The sequence below is a fragment of the Streptomyces sp. TAA486 genome (assembly GCF_000426165.1).
The window spans coordinates 171,566-185,572 of the sequence record NZ_AUEV01000002.1 but is presented as its reverse complement, the minus strand read 5'-3'; the positions used below and the strand labels follow the sequence as shown (position 1 = coordinate 185,572).

13 protein-coding genes are annotated in these 14,007 nt (G+C 69.3%); 1 reads left to right on the top strand and 12 read right to left on the bottom strand.

Annotated elements, in window-relative coordinates:
• Positions 1–23: 23 nt before the first annotated feature.
• The 6 genes from I004_RS0104795 to I004_RS32265 form a co-directional block, all read right to left on the bottom strand.
• Positions 24–1,346 (bottom strand): MFS transporter, encoded by a 1,323-nt coding sequence (locus I004_RS0104795; RefSeq protein WP_078510829.1) that lies wholly within the window; start codon positions 1,344–1,346, stop codon positions 24–26.
• A 355-nt stretch (positions 1,347–1,701) separates the two neighbouring features.
• Complete coding sequence (locus tag I004_RS0104790; RefSeq protein ID WP_486579742.1) at positions 1,702–2,937, bottom strand: cytochrome P450 family protein; 1,236 nt, start codon at positions 2,935–2,937, stop codon at positions 1,702–1,704.
• 90 nt (positions 2,938–3,027) lie between these two features.
• A complete protein-coding gene (locus I004_RS0104785) occupies positions 3,028–4,386 on the bottom strand; it encodes a cytochrome P450 (protein WP_028434536.1) in 1,359 nt (452 codons plus the stop codon).
• 11 nt (positions 4,387–4,397) lie between these two features.
• Positions 4,398–5,186, bottom strand: a complete 789-nt coding sequence (locus I004_RS0104780; RefSeq protein WP_486579741.1) for a terpene synthase family protein — start codon at positions 5,184–5,186, stop codon at positions 4,398–4,400.
• 146 nt (positions 5,187–5,332) lie between these two features.
• Positions 5,333–6,400 (bottom strand): polyprenyl synthetase family protein, encoded by a 1,068-nt coding sequence (locus I004_RS0104775; protein WP_051344711.1) that lies wholly within the window; start codon positions 6,398–6,400, stop codon positions 5,333–5,335.
• 245 nt (positions 6,401–6,645) lie between these two features.
• Positions 6,646–7,350: a LuxR C-terminal-related transcriptional regulator gene (locus I004_RS32265; protein ID WP_486579740.1), complete on the bottom strand. Its 705-nt coding sequence runs from the start codon at positions 7,348–7,350 to the stop codon at positions 6,646–6,648.
• Positions 7,351–7,930: 580 nt separating this feature from the next.
• On the opposite strand from I004_RS32265, the gene I004_RS0104765 reads away from it, so the two are divergent.
• Complete coding sequence (locus tag I004_RS0104765) at positions 7,931–8,923, top strand: LuxR C-terminal-related transcriptional regulator (RefSeq protein ID WP_028434533.1); 993 nt, start codon at positions 7,931–7,933, stop codon at positions 8,921–8,923.
• 19 nt (positions 8,924–8,942) lie between these two features.
• Here I004_RS0104765 and I004_RS0104760 read toward each other — a convergent pair whose 3' ends face one another.
• Genes I004_RS0104760 through I004_RS0104735 form a run of 6 tightly spaced genes read right to left on the bottom strand, consistent with a single transcriptional unit; the run spans position 8,943 to position 13,430 of the window.
• Complete coding sequence (locus I004_RS0104760) at positions 8,943–9,767, bottom strand: SAM-dependent methyltransferase (protein WP_028434532.1); 825 nt, start codon at positions 9,765–9,767, stop codon at positions 8,943–8,945.
• Between the two features lie 54 nt (positions 9,768–9,821).
• Complete coding sequence (locus I004_RS37410) at positions 9,822–10,508, bottom strand: 4'-phosphopantetheinyl transferase superfamily protein (protein WP_051344710.1); 687 nt, start codon at positions 10,506–10,508, stop codon at positions 9,822–9,824.
• A 41-nt stretch (positions 10,509–10,549) separates the two neighbouring features.
• The gene (locus I004_RS32255) at positions 10,550–11,401 is read right to left on the bottom strand and encodes an alpha/beta fold hydrolase (protein ID WP_051344709.1); all 852 of its coding nucleotides are present in this window, start codon (positions 11,399–11,401) and stop codon (positions 10,550–10,552) included.
• Positions 11,402–11,452: 51 nt separating this feature from the next.
• Entirely contained in the window at positions 11,453–12,310 is an 858-nt protein-coding gene (locus tag I004_RS0104745) for a hypothetical protein (RefSeq protein WP_028434531.1), read from the bottom strand.
• Positions 12,310–12,555 (bottom strand): acetyl xylan esterase, encoded by a 246-nt coding sequence (locus I004_RS0104740; RefSeq protein WP_078510827.1) that lies wholly within the window; start codon positions 12,553–12,555, stop codon positions 12,310–12,312. Before I004_RS0104740 ends, I004_RS0104745 begins: the two co-directional genes overlap by 1 nt.
• Complete coding sequence (locus I004_RS0104735) at positions 12,552–13,430, bottom strand: diiron oxygenase (protein ID WP_028434529.1); 879 nt, start codon at positions 13,428–13,430, stop codon at positions 12,552–12,554. The genes I004_RS0104740 and I004_RS0104735 overlap by 4 nt, the downstream gene beginning before the upstream one ends.
• Positions 13,431–14,007 lie beyond the last annotated feature (577 nt).

Here is a 14,007-nt window from a genome sequence, read left to right as displayed (position 1 = left end):
GCCCCCCATCGAGACGCCGGGCGCTACTTGCGCAGCGCGGGTATCAGCAGCATGGAGACCGCTCCCAGCACGGCGGGAGCCGCGAACGCGTAGAAATTCGCGTCGAGTCCCCACCCCGAGGCGAGGATGAAGGCACCGTAGATCGGACCGAGGATGGCGCCCAGCCGCCCCACACCGAGTGCCCAGCCGAGACCGGTGGCCCGCATGTGGGCCGGATAGAAATTCGCCGTGTAGGCGTTCACCAGGATCGTCGTTCCGATCGTGCAGGCACCCGCGATGCCTACCAGCACGAACAGCAGGAAGCTCGGCAGCTCGAAGCTCAGCAGGAAGATGCACAGCGCGGCGGTGAGGAACATGCCCAGCGTGACGGGCTTGGAGCCGACGCGGTCGGCGAGTGCGCCGAACAGCGGTGTACCGATGATGGCACCGAGGTTGAGCACGAGCAGGAAGGCCAGCGCCGATCCCAGCGGATAGCCGGCCTCCCGCATGATCTGCGCGAGCCATGTGTTGAGTCCGTACACCAGCAGCAGCCCCACGCCGGTGCCGAGCCAGAACAGCAGCGTTCCGGCCACGTAGCGGGGAACGAACAGCGCCTTCAGCGTGGACAGGCCGCGAGGCGCGCCGTCCCCGGCGGCGGGCGGCTCCTCCAGGGCCAGACGGTATCGGCGGGCCAGCGTCTCGGCCTCTTCCCTGCGGCCCCGTGCCAGCAGGAAGCTGGCCGACTCGGGCAGCAGCCGCCATGCGACCGGGAGGAGTGCGACGCCCAGCACGACGCCGACCCAGAACATCGCGCGCCAGCCCAGCTGCGGGATCACGGCGATCGCCGTGAGCGCGGCCAGGATGCCGCCGACGGAATAGCCCGAGAACATCAGGCCGTTGGTGCGGCTGCGGTGCCTCGGGTGCGCGTACTCGATGGTCAGTGCGATGGCGGTGGGCACGACGCCGCCGAGCCCGAGACCGGCGAGGAACCGCGCGAACCCGAAGAAGCCCGGCGTCGGAGCGATCGCCGCGACCCCCATGGCCGCCGTGAACCAGGCGATGCAGCCCAGCATGATGCGCCGGCGGCCGACGAGGTCGGTGACGGTGCCCGTCATCATGGCGCCGAAGAGCATGCCGACGAGCGCGTAGGCACCGATGAGTCCCGTCTCGGCCTCGGAGAGTTTCCATTCGGCCGAGCCGTCCAGAAGGCTGGGCACGACGGTGCCGTACACGATCAGGTCGTAGCCGTCGATGATGATCGTCGCGCAGCACAGGGCGACGACAAGGGCTCTGGAGCGGGGACGGGCGGCAGGCTCGGGCTGCGGCGTCGGGGGGACGGGTTCGGCGGGAGCGGGGTCAGAAGTCACGCGATCTCCGACGGGAGCGATGCGTGCGCTGTCATGCGGCGCGCACTGGGGGACGGCATGGCCGGGGGAGGCCCTGGTGAGGCGCGTGGGGGGCCACAGGAAATCACGCCGGGCAACGGGGCGGAAGACCCTGCGCCCGCCGGTACTCGCCCACGCTTCCCGGGCTTCGCCTTCTCATCCGCGCCGGGCGGTCGGGCCGCCTCCGGCCGTGCCGAGGACGGACCCTCAACTGGCCGTGCCGCGTGGGCCGTTCGCAGCCCACCGGATAGTGCGTGCTGAAGCGCGTCTGGGCCCCCGCGCGCGGCGGACGGCGCCGCAGTAGCGGTCGCCGTCCGTCCCCGCCGGGCCCGCGGTACTACGGACGCAGGAACACCTTCAGGGTGCGGTGGCCGTGCGCGACGAACGACGGCACCGCTTCGAACTCCTCCTCCGCCAGGCGCATGGCGGGGAAGGCGTCGAAGAGGGCCGGAAGCGCGATGTTCGCCTCGGCGCGGGCCAGTGGAGCACCGACGCAGCGATGTGCCCCGTGCCCGAACGCCAGATGCTCGGAGGGCGCGCGGCGGACGTCGAAGCGGTGGGCGTCCGCGCCGTGGAACTCCGGGTCCCAGCCGGCGGCGCCGAAGGTGGCCAGGATCGCTTCGCCGGCTCGGATGGTGACGCTGCCGACGCTGATGTCGCTCACCGCGAACCGCAGGGGCAGATTCGCGATGGACGGCGCCCAGCGCAGGGTCTCCTCCACGGCGTTGTTCCAGGGCACGTCACCGGCGCGCAGGGCCGCGAGCTGATCGGGACTGCGCAGCAGAGCGACGACGGCGTTGCCGATCAGGTTGACCGTTGTCTCGTGGCCCGCCGCCAGAAGGAGGATGAGGGTGTCGACGAGTTCGGTCTCGCTCAGACGGTCCTGGCCGTCGTGGGCGGCGATGAGGGCCGAGGTGAGGTCTTCGCCGGGTTCGGCGCGCTTGCGGTCGATCAGCTGGGTGAGGGCTTCGCGGGCGTTGGCGAGCATCTTCCCGGCGATCTCCGGAGCGGTGGTGGTGTCCATCATGACCTCGACGAACGCGGCCACCTGCGCGCGTTCGCCGTCGACGAGGCCGAAGAGATCGCAGATCACGCGCATCGGAAGGGGCAGGGCGTAGTGGGCACGCAGGTCCACCGTCTCGCCGGGTGGTGTGGCGCGCAGCGCGTCGAGCAGGTCGGCGGTGATCGTCTCGACGGCTGGCCGCAGGGCTTCGGTGCGGCGAGCGGTGAAGGCTGGTGCGATGAGCTTGCGGAGCCGCGAATGGTCGTCACCGTAGGCGGTCAGCATGTTCTCCACACCGACCCAGTTGTAGATCCAGTGGGCCTCGGGGTTCTCGTGCAGCGAGCCGCTGCGCCAGGCGTCCCAGTGCAAGCGGGGGTCCTTGCTGACGTTCGGGTCGGTCAGAAAGGACTTGAGGATGTGGTGGCGGGTCGGTGCCCACACCCGTATCCCGCCGGGCAGTTCGACGGGCACCAGGTCGCCGAGCGCCCGCAGCCGGGCCGCCTCCGCCGGGATGTCGGCCCCGGAGGGGTCGATGGCGACGGCTTCGCAGTCGTGCAGGGACAGGGTCACGGGAGCTCTCCTCGGATACGGCGGTGACGGGGATCAAGCCGGTGGGACGTGAGGTGGGGCATTTGTAGGGGGCGAGAGCGTGCGGGTGGGTCAACGCCGTTCGCACACCATGGGCAGGGGTCCGGCCTCGAGCGTCGCCCTCGGTTCCGGGCGCAGCCGTGTTCCGGGCACCGGGCGCAGCCTCCAACTCGCCGCTATGGCCGCGACGATGAGCGTTGTCTCGGTGAGCGCCAGCACGTCGCCGATGCACTTGTGGGTGCCGGCGCCGAACGGCAGCAGGGCGCCGCGGGGCACCTGCGCGGCCCGGTCCGCCTGCCAGCGCCCGGGGTCGAACGCCTCCGGGGAGGGGAACAGCTCCGGATTGCGGTGCATGGCATAGGCGCTGTAGAGGACCATGGCGCCCGACCGGACCTGCAGGCCGCCGAGCTCGACGTCCTCGACGGCCACTCTCATCGCCATCCAGGACGGCGGATAGAGGCGCAGCGCCTCGGTGATGACGTTGCGTGTGCAGGGGAGTGAGGGCAGGTCCTCGTAGGCGGGAGCCCGGTCTCCGACGGCCTCGTCGATCTCTGCGTGCACCCGCTTCTCGACCTCGGGGAAGGCCCCCATCAGGTGGAAGACGAAGGCGAGCGTCGAGGCCGTGGTCTCGCTGCCGGCGATCAGGAACGTGACGACCTGGTCCAGCAGTTCGCGGTCCGTGAGCCTGACCCCGGTCACGGGATGCTCGGCGCGCAGAAGCGCCGACACCAGATCCTGCCGGTCGGAGGGGGAACGCCGCTGGGTGTCGATCATCGTCGCGACGATTTCCCGCAGCCTGGTGTTGGCGTGGTCGTAGGCGCGATTCGCGGGAGTGGGCAGCTTCTCCATGACCCCCAGCGGCGCCATGGCCCGTTTGTATATCCCCAGGGAAACGGTTCGCAGGCAGTGCCGGGCTTCTTCGATCGTGGCGTCGTCCAGCCCCGTGGAGAACAGGGTCCGTGCGGCCACGCGCATCAGCAGTGCGTGCATCTCGTCGCTGATGTTCCGTACCTCGCCCGGACTCCACTCGGCGATCGCCGAGTTCGTGTCGTCGGCGACGGCACGCGTGTACTCGGCGATCTTCTCCGGGCGGAAGGCGGGCTGGACGAGCCGGCGCTGGTACCGGTGCTCCTCACCGCGGGAGACGGACAGGCTGTTGCCCAGCAGTTGCCGTGCCTTGTCGAAGATCCCGCCCTTGTCGAAGACCCGCGGGTGGAGCAGTACGTGCCTGACCAGTTCGGGATGGTTGACGAGGTAGGCGCGGCCGGGACCGATGCGGACCTCGACGACGTCGCCGTGGGCGGGCAGTGAGGCCAGGAAGCCCAGCGGGTCGCGCCAGAGCGGAAGGACGTGCCCCAGCAGAGGGAGGGCGCCGGGGGCCTTGCCGGTCCGCCAGGTGCGGTCCGCCGGGGGAGAGATCGTGTTCGGCATCGGATCGGCTCCTATCGGATGAACGAGTTGACGTCGTTCACGGCCGACTTGTAGCGCTGATCACGTGTCGTCCACACGAAGTTGCCGCGGAGAAGGTCCAGCAGGATGTCCGCGGTGGTGTCATCGAAGGCTTTGACGCATTCGATGTCCTCCGTCATGTCCTTCAGCCGCGCCTCGAAGAAGCGCTCGAAGTCCTTGTCGTCGTCCACGTCGCACAGTTCGAAGCAGTTGGTGATCTGGCCGAGCGCGTTCTCGCGTTCGTAGGAGTAGAAGTCGTTGACGATCGCCAGTCCGCGTGTGGTCATGCGTGCGGCGAGCCCCGTCTTGGCGTGCTCGGTGAACTCCGGGTGCCGGTAGACCGGGTAGGACATCTTCATCCAGAAGTCCACGCCGACGTCGGTGACCCGGAACCGGAAGTACTGCTCGGGGGAGGTGCTGCAGAGCGTCTTCTTGATGGGCGAATCGCGGAACATGTGGTCGCTGGTGATGAACGCGCGCGCCCCCTCATAGGCGAAAGCCGCGTCCTGCGGTGCGTAGTAGCGTTCGCACACCGCGCCCACCTGGGGCAGAAAGAGATCGAACTGGTGCAGTGCGGGATCCATGTCGTCCCATACGAAGGTGACGCAGTTCAGGACGCAAACGGCCTTGAACGCTTCCATGTCCTTGATGTGGCGGGCGGATTGGGACCACCGGACCACGTCCATGTACGAGATCCAGCGCTTGTCGGAGACGGCCTTGCCCAGCGGCGCCACCGCACGGTTGCAGGTGTCCATGACCTCGCGCAGTTCTGCGTCCGACATCGGCACCTTCTGTGCCTCATGCGCAACGTGTTGCGAGAACAGCGAGGCGAATCTGTCCGTACATCCGGGCAGGTGCCGCGCCATTCCGGTGCCTGGGGAAACGCCGTCCGCGAGCGGTGCGGGGCGGCGGGTGACGGTGTCAGGGGTCATGACGTCCTCCTGGTGGCATTGCGGGCGAGATCCTGGAGGGCGTGAACCGCCTCAGCGGCGAACGGCGCACCATCCAGCGCTTCGACGGACTCCCGGTAGCGGTCCTCGATCATTTCTTCCACGGTGTCTTTGGCGCCTGTTTCGGCGAAGATCTTCCGCACCTGTTCGGCACCCCCTTCGTCCAGGGAGGGATTTCCGATCAACTCGTGCAGCAGGGCGGCCTGTTCGGGGCGGGCCGCACGGAGGGCGAGTGCGACGAGTGTGGTGTTCTTGCCCACGCGAAGGTCGTCGAGATGGGACTTCCCGGTTGTCCGGGCGTCGCCGTAGACACCGAGCAGATCGTCGCGGAGCTGGAATGCCTCACCCAGCGGAATGGCGTACGCGGTGAAGGCGTCCATGGTCCCGAGCCCCGCGCCCGCAAGCGCGGCTCCTACGTGCAGGGGCCGCTCCACCGTGTACTTGGCGGTCTTGTAGCGGCTGACCGTCAGCGTCGACTCCACGTCGTCCGTGGGTTTACCGGTGCCCCGCAGGTCGAGGTACTGCCCCAGCATCACCTCGCTCCGCATTTCGCTGATGACCGGGAAAACCGATGCGAACTGAACCGGAGTGAGGTCTGCCCGGTGCAGGATCTCGTCCGACCACGTGAAAGCGAGATCGCCCAGCAAAATGGCCGCGCCGACTCCGAAGTGCCTGGCACCGGAGCCCTGTTGATCGCCGGAGAGCTGCCGGTGAGCGGTGGGGCGGCCTCTGCGGAGTTCACTGTGATCCATGATGTCGTCATGGATCAGGGCGAACGCGTGGAACATCTCCAGCGACGCGGCGACCTGCACGACCTGTTCGCTGTCCCTCTCCCCTCCCGCCGCCACCCATCCGGTCACCGTCAGCAGGGGGCGGATGAGCTTTCCTCCCGTGAGGAACTCCGCCAGGATCTCCGGCAGTCGTTCCGCCTGCGGCAGTACGGCTTTCTCCTTCTTCTCGGTGAGGAACTTCTCCAGGAAATTCGCGACGGACTCTCTCGTCTCCGCCGCGCTGGTTCTGCCGAGATCCAACGTCTGCGTGCTCATGTGTTCTTCTCCCTCGAAGGTTCGCCCGACCGGACTCCCGTCCGGGGCAGGCGCGCGACTCAGGCACCGGAGTGCACGGTGGAACGCCGGACAAGAACTGCCGCACGGCCGGGCATTCACGGCCGAGCACCGGCACATTCGTCTCGGGCCCGCGCGGTGACCGCTGAGCCTTCGGTCGCCGAGGTCCACGTCAATGGGACGGGGCAGGGGCGCCAGGTTGGGGACCTGGCGCATTCCCGGGTCCGCTACGGACAGAAGGGGCTCTGCGCGGCAGTGGCCGGTACGCGCCGGCGGAACTCCCTGACGGACCCCGGAAGAATCCGCGGAGGCCAGACACCCGGCGCGAACATGCCCTTGGAGTGGGCGCGGGCCACGAGGGCGGCACGGTTGGGCACTTCGAGCTGACGGAGCATCTGCCCCACGTGGTATTCCACGCCCTGCCTGCTGAGGTAGAGACGGGACGCGAGCTGCTCGGTGGAGGCGCCGCCCGCGACGCCTTCGAGTATCCGGGCACCCAGCGGCAGCAGCTCCTCCCGGCCCTGGCGGGGGACGTCCTCTGTGTGGGGGAGCGGCGAACCGCCGTCCGGCCGCAGGAGGACAGCACAGGCCACGGACGTGGCCTCCGTGTGTACGGCGATGCCCGTCAGCCCGGCGGAGAAGCCGGCGTGCGGACCGCACACGCCGACCACACGCTCGGTGAAGCGCGAACTGCGGCCGTCGAGCAGCCGGTTGAAGTGCTCTTCGAGTGCGGCTGAGGCGCTGAGGCGCAGCAGGTCGCAGATGCTCCGGCCGCAGATCTCGGACGCCGTGCCGCCGAACTGCCGCAGAAATCCGGCGTCCGCCGCGATCACGGTCAACGAGGCGTCCAGGCTGGCCAGATGGGCCCGCCGGCCCGCGGCTGACCGGGAACGCGGGACGGAGCGGGGTTCGGTGTGCCCTTGCGATCTCACAACGCAGACCTTTCTCGGAATGCATACGGACGTGCGACCACTGCGCCACGTGTGGCCGGGCGCCCATGCGAGCGCGTACCACAGCGGGGGACTGCGTCCGGCAGGCGCAGGAGCCGAGCACGTCTGCGCGGCCGGACCGGGGACATGTTCCCAAGGGAGGGCACTCCTGGGGTCACGCTGCCGCAGGCAACAAGCTGCCGGGCAGCAAGCTGCACAAGGCGATCCGTACGGAAGATCCCGCTATGTTCCCGTCCTGAAATGTGGCTCCGAGGCGTCCCGTTCGTCGCTCTGCGGCGGCAGTTCCGCGCACCGACTCCGTGCGGGACCGCGCCGCCGGGCGGTCCACTATCGTGAAGGCCGCCCGGCCGGAGCCCTGCATGTGGTCCAATCTCGCCGTGACCGGCGACGGGGCCCGCGGCGCAGCAGGTGCGGCCCGCGCACCGGCGCGGCGGATACCGGGTCCTCCGGCTGGGTAGCGTCGGGGGGATTTTCGGCCGGTCGGAACAGATCGTTGCCGGAGGCACCGGGTGTGTGGGCACCGGCCTGCGGCGGCATGTGACACGGGTTCTCAGGGGGGCAATTGGACAGGGGTGCGTTGCTCGACCAGCAGGCCCTCGAGGTGTACCGGGCGATCCTCTTCCACAAGGAGCAGGACTCGGTGACGCTCAGCGAGCTGCTGGAGTTGGAGACCGACGAGGTGGAGGCAGTGCTCCGGCGTCTGGCCGACCTCTCCCTCCTGGCTCCTTCCCGGGACGCGCCCGGAACACTGCGCGCGGTGAACCCCCGGATCGGCCTGAAGATGCTTCTGCGGCGTGAGCAGGACGAGTTGACGTGGCGTCAGCAGCGCATCGAGCAGGAACGGGCAGCACTCGCGTCACTGGACGCCGAATACACCGCCTCCCGCCAGTCCGAAGCCGGCGACCGCGTCGAGGAGTTGCACCACCTCGACGAGATACGGATCCGGCTGGAGGCCCTCGCCGAGTCCTGCACGACCGAGTTCCTCGCCTTCCATCCCGGCAGCGGACCGGGGGTGGGCGCGATCCAGACCGGACGGTCCCTGATCGAGCAGGCGCTGGCCCGGGGCGTGAAGTTCCGCTCGATCTATCTCGACAGCATCGCCAACGACCGTGTGGGCCGGACGCACGCCCAGTGGATGATGGAGAACAACGGCGACGTCCGGACCTCTCCGACCCTGCCGCTGCAACTGCTCGTCATCGACACGAGTGCCGCGATGGTCGCCGGCCTGCCCGGGCAGAGCGGGACCTCGGCATTGCTCTTCTCCGGGCAGCCCGTGGTGCTCGCCATGCGCGCGCTCTTCGAGGCGTACTGGGAACACGCCTCGTCCACGAGCCGGCTCGTCGACGTGAGCGACGCTCCGTCCTGCCAACTCACTCCCCAGGAGCGGAAACTGCTCCAGCTCCTGGGCACGGGCCTCACGGACGAGGCCGCGGCGCGCGCCCTGGGCATCGGGGTCCGCACGGAGCGGCGGATGGTGAGCGAGCTGATGAAACGGCTCGGAGCCTCCAGCCGGTTCGAGGCAGGAGTCCAGGCCACTCGCCGGCAGTGGATCTGACCCGGGGCCCGCGAACGCGTCACTCCGCCGCCAGGCGGGCGCGGATGAGCCACAGGCGGTTGGCGTGCCGGCGGTCGCGGGGCTGGACCTGGTAGGGCCAGCGCCCCTCACCGGCGCCCGGCTGTCCCGGCTCCCTGAGGGACACGACGTCCCAGCCGTTGGCTGCGAGGAATTCCTCGGGCTCGTCCGTGCCGAAGACCCACGGAGTGCCGTCGGCCGCCAGGCGGTCCAGGAAGGTCCTGGAGAAGGGGTTGCGCAGCAGTCCCCTGCCGAGGATGTCGAGCGCGATGTGGCTGCCGGGAGCGGAGAGGGAGGCCAGCAGTCGGAGCAGCCCGGCCGCCTGCTCCTCGGCCAGGAAGAACGTGAGTGCCTCGGCGATCCAGAGCGTGGGCCGCGACGGATCGAACCCGGCCTTCTCCAACTCGGGTAGCCACTCCTGGGTGAGATCGGCGGACAGCTCGTGCCGTCGCACGGCGGGCCTCGCTCCGAGCGCCTCCAGACGGCGCCGCTTCTCCTCGATGAGCGGGCCGTGGTCGACCTCGTACAGGTCGGTGCCGTCGGGCCATTCGAGCCGGAACGCCCGGGTGTCCATCCCGGCGGCGATCAGTACCACCTGCCGTATGGAGCCGTCCGCCAGCAGGTCGCCGATCGCGTCGTCCAGGAAGCGGGTGCGGATGGAGATGAACGGCAACAGTCCGCCGCCCGCGTAGCGTTCGATCATCTCGGAGCCCCTGGGTTCGGCGAGCGCCTCGGCCAGGGGGTCGGTGAACAGCGCGTCGTCGCGCTCGGTTTCCCGCGCGCGGGCGGCGGCCATCCACTGGGCGGTGTAGGAAACGGCTTGCATGTGTCCGGTGGTCCCTTCTCGGGGGTGACTCGGATGACTCGCGGATCTCTCCACTCACAGGGGATGCGGCGGCTGTGGTCCTCTCCGCGTCGCCGAACACCAAGTCCGCTTCTTGCGGGGCGAGTTGGCAACCGGGGGAGGCCCATCGAGACGGACTGCCAGGGCGAAGGCGCAGTCCGGTGCGGCGGCTGCCCGGACCAGCGCGTACTGGTCACCCGCACGCGCCCACAGCTGATCCCCGAACAGGCCGAGCCGGACCCGCCAGAAGAGACCGCCGTGCGCGCCGCGGCAGTCGGACAGCGCCTTGAAAGCGGCCTCCTTCGCGGCGAAGAGCTTCCGCAGCCCGGCCCGGTCGCCGTCCTGCCACAGCAGGGCACGCTCCGCGTCGTTCAGCAGGAACCGGCTCAACCGCCGTTCGGGGAGGCGCGGTTCCACATCGACGCCGACTCCGCGTGCGCCTGCTGCCACCGCTGCCACGGCGAGGTCGTCGGTGTGTGTGAGGGAGCCGGCGAAGCCCGGTGGGAACTCGGGTGCACCGTCGCGCCGCCGGCCCACGGTCCTCACCCTGCTTCGGGCCCGCCGCAGCGCCGCGGCGGCAGCCCGGCGGCCGGCCCGGTGCTGCTCGGCGACGGTACGGGGCAGCTCGACCGGAGCGGTCTCCACCACGACGCGCAGGGCGCCGACGGGGCCGGACAGCAGCAGCTCATCGCAGAGCTGCGGACCGGCAGGACCGGCGTTCACCGTGTCCCGCCCAAGTGGAGACGTTCCGGGGCGGAACAGGTTCACTCATCCGTTCCGGCCACTCGCCGGACGAAGGCCAGCACTTCCCGGTTGAACCACTCGGCCTCCTCGACGAAGGCCGCGTGCCCGCCGTGCGGCACGATGACCGCGGTGGCGTCCGGCAGCAGCTTGGTCAGCCGTTCCGTGGCGTCGAGGCTCAGCGAGAAGTCGTCGCCGCCGACGAACAGCAGTGTCGGCTGCCGCACCTGGGTGAGGGTCTGCGGGTCGAGAGGCGCCTTCGTCGAGGCCAGCAGCCCGGCCCGCAGCGACTCGACCGTGTGGATGCCGAGGAAGTTCTGCTTGTAGCCCAGGAACCCGGCGGTGCCCACCTCCTCCACGGCACGGTCGCTGCAGACCAGCGGGTAGACCTGGTCGTGCAGGACGGCCAGGCCCGAGGTGTCCAGCGTGTGCAGCCAGGACTTGGTGAGCCGGCGCAGCCGCTGCGGCCCGTACGGGCTCAGCGCCGGACTGGCAAGCACCAGCCCGTGCACGCGATCCGGGTGGGCGATCGCAAAGTCCCGGCAGAGCAGCGTCGAGAAGGACGTGCCCACCAGGAACGCCTTCTCGATGCCCAGGCCGTCGAAGAGCGCCTTGAGGTCGCTGATGTGCTCCTCCCACACCGGTTCGTCGGCCAGCGGGGTCGATTCGCCCTGGCCCCGCAGGTCGTAGGCGGTGAGGCGGGCCGCCGCGGCGAGGTCCCCGGTGTAGGCCCGCCAGGACTTGCGGTCCACGAAGAAGTTGTTGAGCAGCACGATGTCCGTGCCGGATCCGCGTCTCTCGTAGCTGAGCCGGATGTCGTCGGACACCTGGACGGTGCCGGTCTCGAGCACGTCGTCGACGGTCATGTCAGTCATCGGATTCACCTTCGGTGGGAAGTCGGCGGGCGGAAGGGGGAGTTCACGTGTTCACGCTGCTGCGAGCACGGCTTCGGCGGCGTCACGGGCGCCGCCGAAGCGGGTGCAGAGGATGTGCACCCATCGCTCCAGACCGAAGGCGCAGCAACTGGTGGACGCAGGCGTGCCGTCCGGGAGGGCGATGGCGCAGCGCTCCCCGAAGAAATTGCGGTGGTAGTTCACCGAGCCGACGGCCAGACCGTCGACGACGAACTCCTCCTTCACCGGGAACAGCCGCTGCATGGTGGCGCGCGAACTGCGGCTGTCGAAGAACGGGTCGGTGGCGCCCCGGGTGTCCACCGCCAGTCCGAGTGCGCTCGCGAGACCCAGCACCAACTCCTTGGTCCGCTCCAGGTGTTCTGTGGCGCCGTCAGGGTGGCCAATGAAGACGATCTCGCGCATGGAGAATCCCAGCAGCCGCCGCAGCCCCTCGTACTGCGTCTCGTTGCGGAAGCAGGTCGCGCGTGTGGTGACCCGGTTCTCCTGCGAGGTCAGGGTCTGCCCGCGCAGATGGAAGTAGACCGAATAGCAGGCGGCTGTCGGCAGCGCGAGAGCCGCGTCGTGGAGGACCTCGGTCGGCAGTTCGCCGAGTGGGGCCTCGCGGACGGCCCGCAGGTCGCTGAGCAGTTTGGGATCGGCCGTCGCAGCGGCCAGTCCCAGGTGCGGGAAGTTCTCGTAGTAGTCGACGTCTTCGAGTTCGCGCGGCTTCAGCAGGAACGGGTAGCGGCGCTCCTCGGCGCCGAGTTGTTCCGCCCACGCCGTGAACAGGTCGTCCAGGACGCGCAGCAGGCGCAGCTCGTCCGCGCCGAGCACGTCCAGCCCGTCGTTCACCGTGCCCGTGCCCGTGCCCGTGCCGGTGCCGGTGCCCATCAGTGCCCCGCTCCCGAGAGGAACCGCTTGTCGATGGCCCGGAGCGTGCGGAAGTCCTCGAGGTCGAGCTCCTCGGGATCGATGGCCTCGCCGCTCAGCTCCTCCAGCAGGTAGAGGAACTCGACGAAGGCCAGCGAGTCGACCGCCCGGCGGTCGATCAGGTCGTCGTCCAGGCCCAGTTCACCCGCTTCCGGGTTGCGCTCCTGGATGAAGGCGAGGATCTTGGCGATCTTGTCATCGCTCATGCCGTGGCTCCCTGCGTGTCGAGGCCGCTGCGTGCGAGGAATCTCCGCGTGCGCTGCAGGATGCGGTCATGCGCGGCGTGGCGGGCGGGGTGCGCCAGCAGGTGACGCCTCAGCTCCAAGGGCCCGGCCAGCCCGGCGTCGCGGTACACGGCCGGGTTGTAGAGACTGTGGACGCTGTACTCCAGGTACTTCTCCAAGTACTGCGCGAGGACCGGGATGTCCTGCGGACTGTCCTCCTGCACCTGGTCCAGGAGCTGCGTGAACAGGCGCCTGCCGAACGCGACATGGCGGCTCTCGTCCTGGTGGTGTACGCGGTTGATCTCCCGTGCGATGTGCGGCAGCGCCTGGTCCGTGGCCATGCGGGCATTGAAGTAGTCGACGATCTCCTCGAAGATCAGAATCCGCGCGAAGACGAGCAGTTCGTGTGCGGCCTCGCCCACGCCCTCCAGCCGGCTCATGCCCACTTGCGGGACCGCCGGGTACACCTTGCCCAGATAGCGGCGGCAGAAGGTGCCGAAGAACCACATGTGCTCGTTCTCCTCGCCGATGAAGTGGTGGAGGAACTCCGAGGCATCGGCGTAGGTCTTGGTGTGGATGCGGAGCACGACTTCGCTGAGCAGTTCCCGGATGCCGTGCACGTTGAGGCTGAAGAAGTTCACCGCCTCATGGCGGGTCAGGGCGAGTTGCTGCTCGCGTGGCAACGCGTCCCACTTCTCCGTCCCGGCGAGGGTGACCAGGTCCTCACTCATCCACGGCCGGTCCTCCTCCAGGCTGTCCGGCCAGTCGAAGACCGTGTACGGGTTGTAGTAGTCGGACTCCGCCATCACTTCGAGCCGGTGCAGATCCAGCTTCACCGGCTTGACTGTCGTCGCCATCGGCAGACCTCTTTCCTGGCAAGTGCGGTCGTGCTCCGGCTCATGTGGCCAAGCGGGTGTGTGCCGGGGAACAGCGGGCGCTCGGGGACCCGTTCAGGCACAGCGCCTCACCCGGCGGGGACCGGGTGAGGTTGGTGCCCAACGGCCGTGCAAGGTGACGGCCCACAGGTTAGGCAGGGCGTGTGCGGGGTTGCCCTCTTTGCCGCCCGGAGGTAGGGAATACCCTAGTGATGGCGAAAGCGCTGGTCAGGGGCAGCGAGCGGAGGCTAGGGGAGCGCACGTCCGTGCCGGCGGCAGGTCGTCCGCCACGCTCCGGCGCCTTGCCCGCCGCGGGCCGGCCGCGGCCCCAAAGGCCCAGCGGCGCCGGGCGGTTGGAACGAGTGTCGGCGAAGTCGACCTGGCGAGCCGGAGTTCGGGCCGTACGGACGTCCAAGCGTCCCGCGTGCGCGCCACACCATCGGGAGCGCGGGTCCCTCGAGCGCTGATCGGCTCCTACCTGGACAGCCGCCCCTGCGACCGCGTCGCTCTGGAACGCGCCGTGGTGGGAGAAGAGCTCGCCGTCCTCGTCTTCCTGTGG

Bases quoted from the DNA above. Each gene is read 5' to 3' on its own strand.
- I004_RS0104785 (WP_028434536.1), bottom strand. From the start codon at position 4,386: ATGCCGAACACGATCTCTCCCCCGGCGGACCGCACCTGGCGGACCGGC.
- I004_RS0104780 (WP_486579741.1), bottom strand. From the start codon at position 5,186: ATGTCGGACGCAGAACTGCGCGAGGTCATGGACACCTGCAACCGTGCG.
- I004_RS0104775 (WP_051344711.1), bottom strand. From the start codon at position 6,400: ATGAGCACGCAGACGTTGGATCTCGGCAGAACCAGCGCGGCGGAGACG.
- I004_RS0104760 (WP_028434532.1), bottom strand. From the start codon at position 9,767: ATGCAAGCCGTTTCCTACACCGCCCAGTGGATGGCCGCCGCCCGCGCG.
- I004_RS32255 (WP_051344709.1), bottom strand. From the start codon at position 11,401: ATGACTGACATGACCGTCGACGACGTGCTCGAGACCGGCACCGTCCAG.
- I004_RS0104745 (WP_028434531.1), bottom strand. From the start codon at position 12,310: ATGGGCACCGGCACCGGCACGGGCACGGGCACGGGCACGGTGAACGAC.
- I004_RS0104740 (WP_078510827.1), bottom strand. From the start codon at position 12,555: ATGAGCGATGACAAGATCGCCAAGATCCTCGCCTTCATCCAGGAGCGC.
- I004_RS0104735 (WP_028434529.1), bottom strand. From the start codon at position 13,430: ATGGCGACGACAGTCAAGCCGGTGAAGCTGGATCTGCACCGGCTCGAA.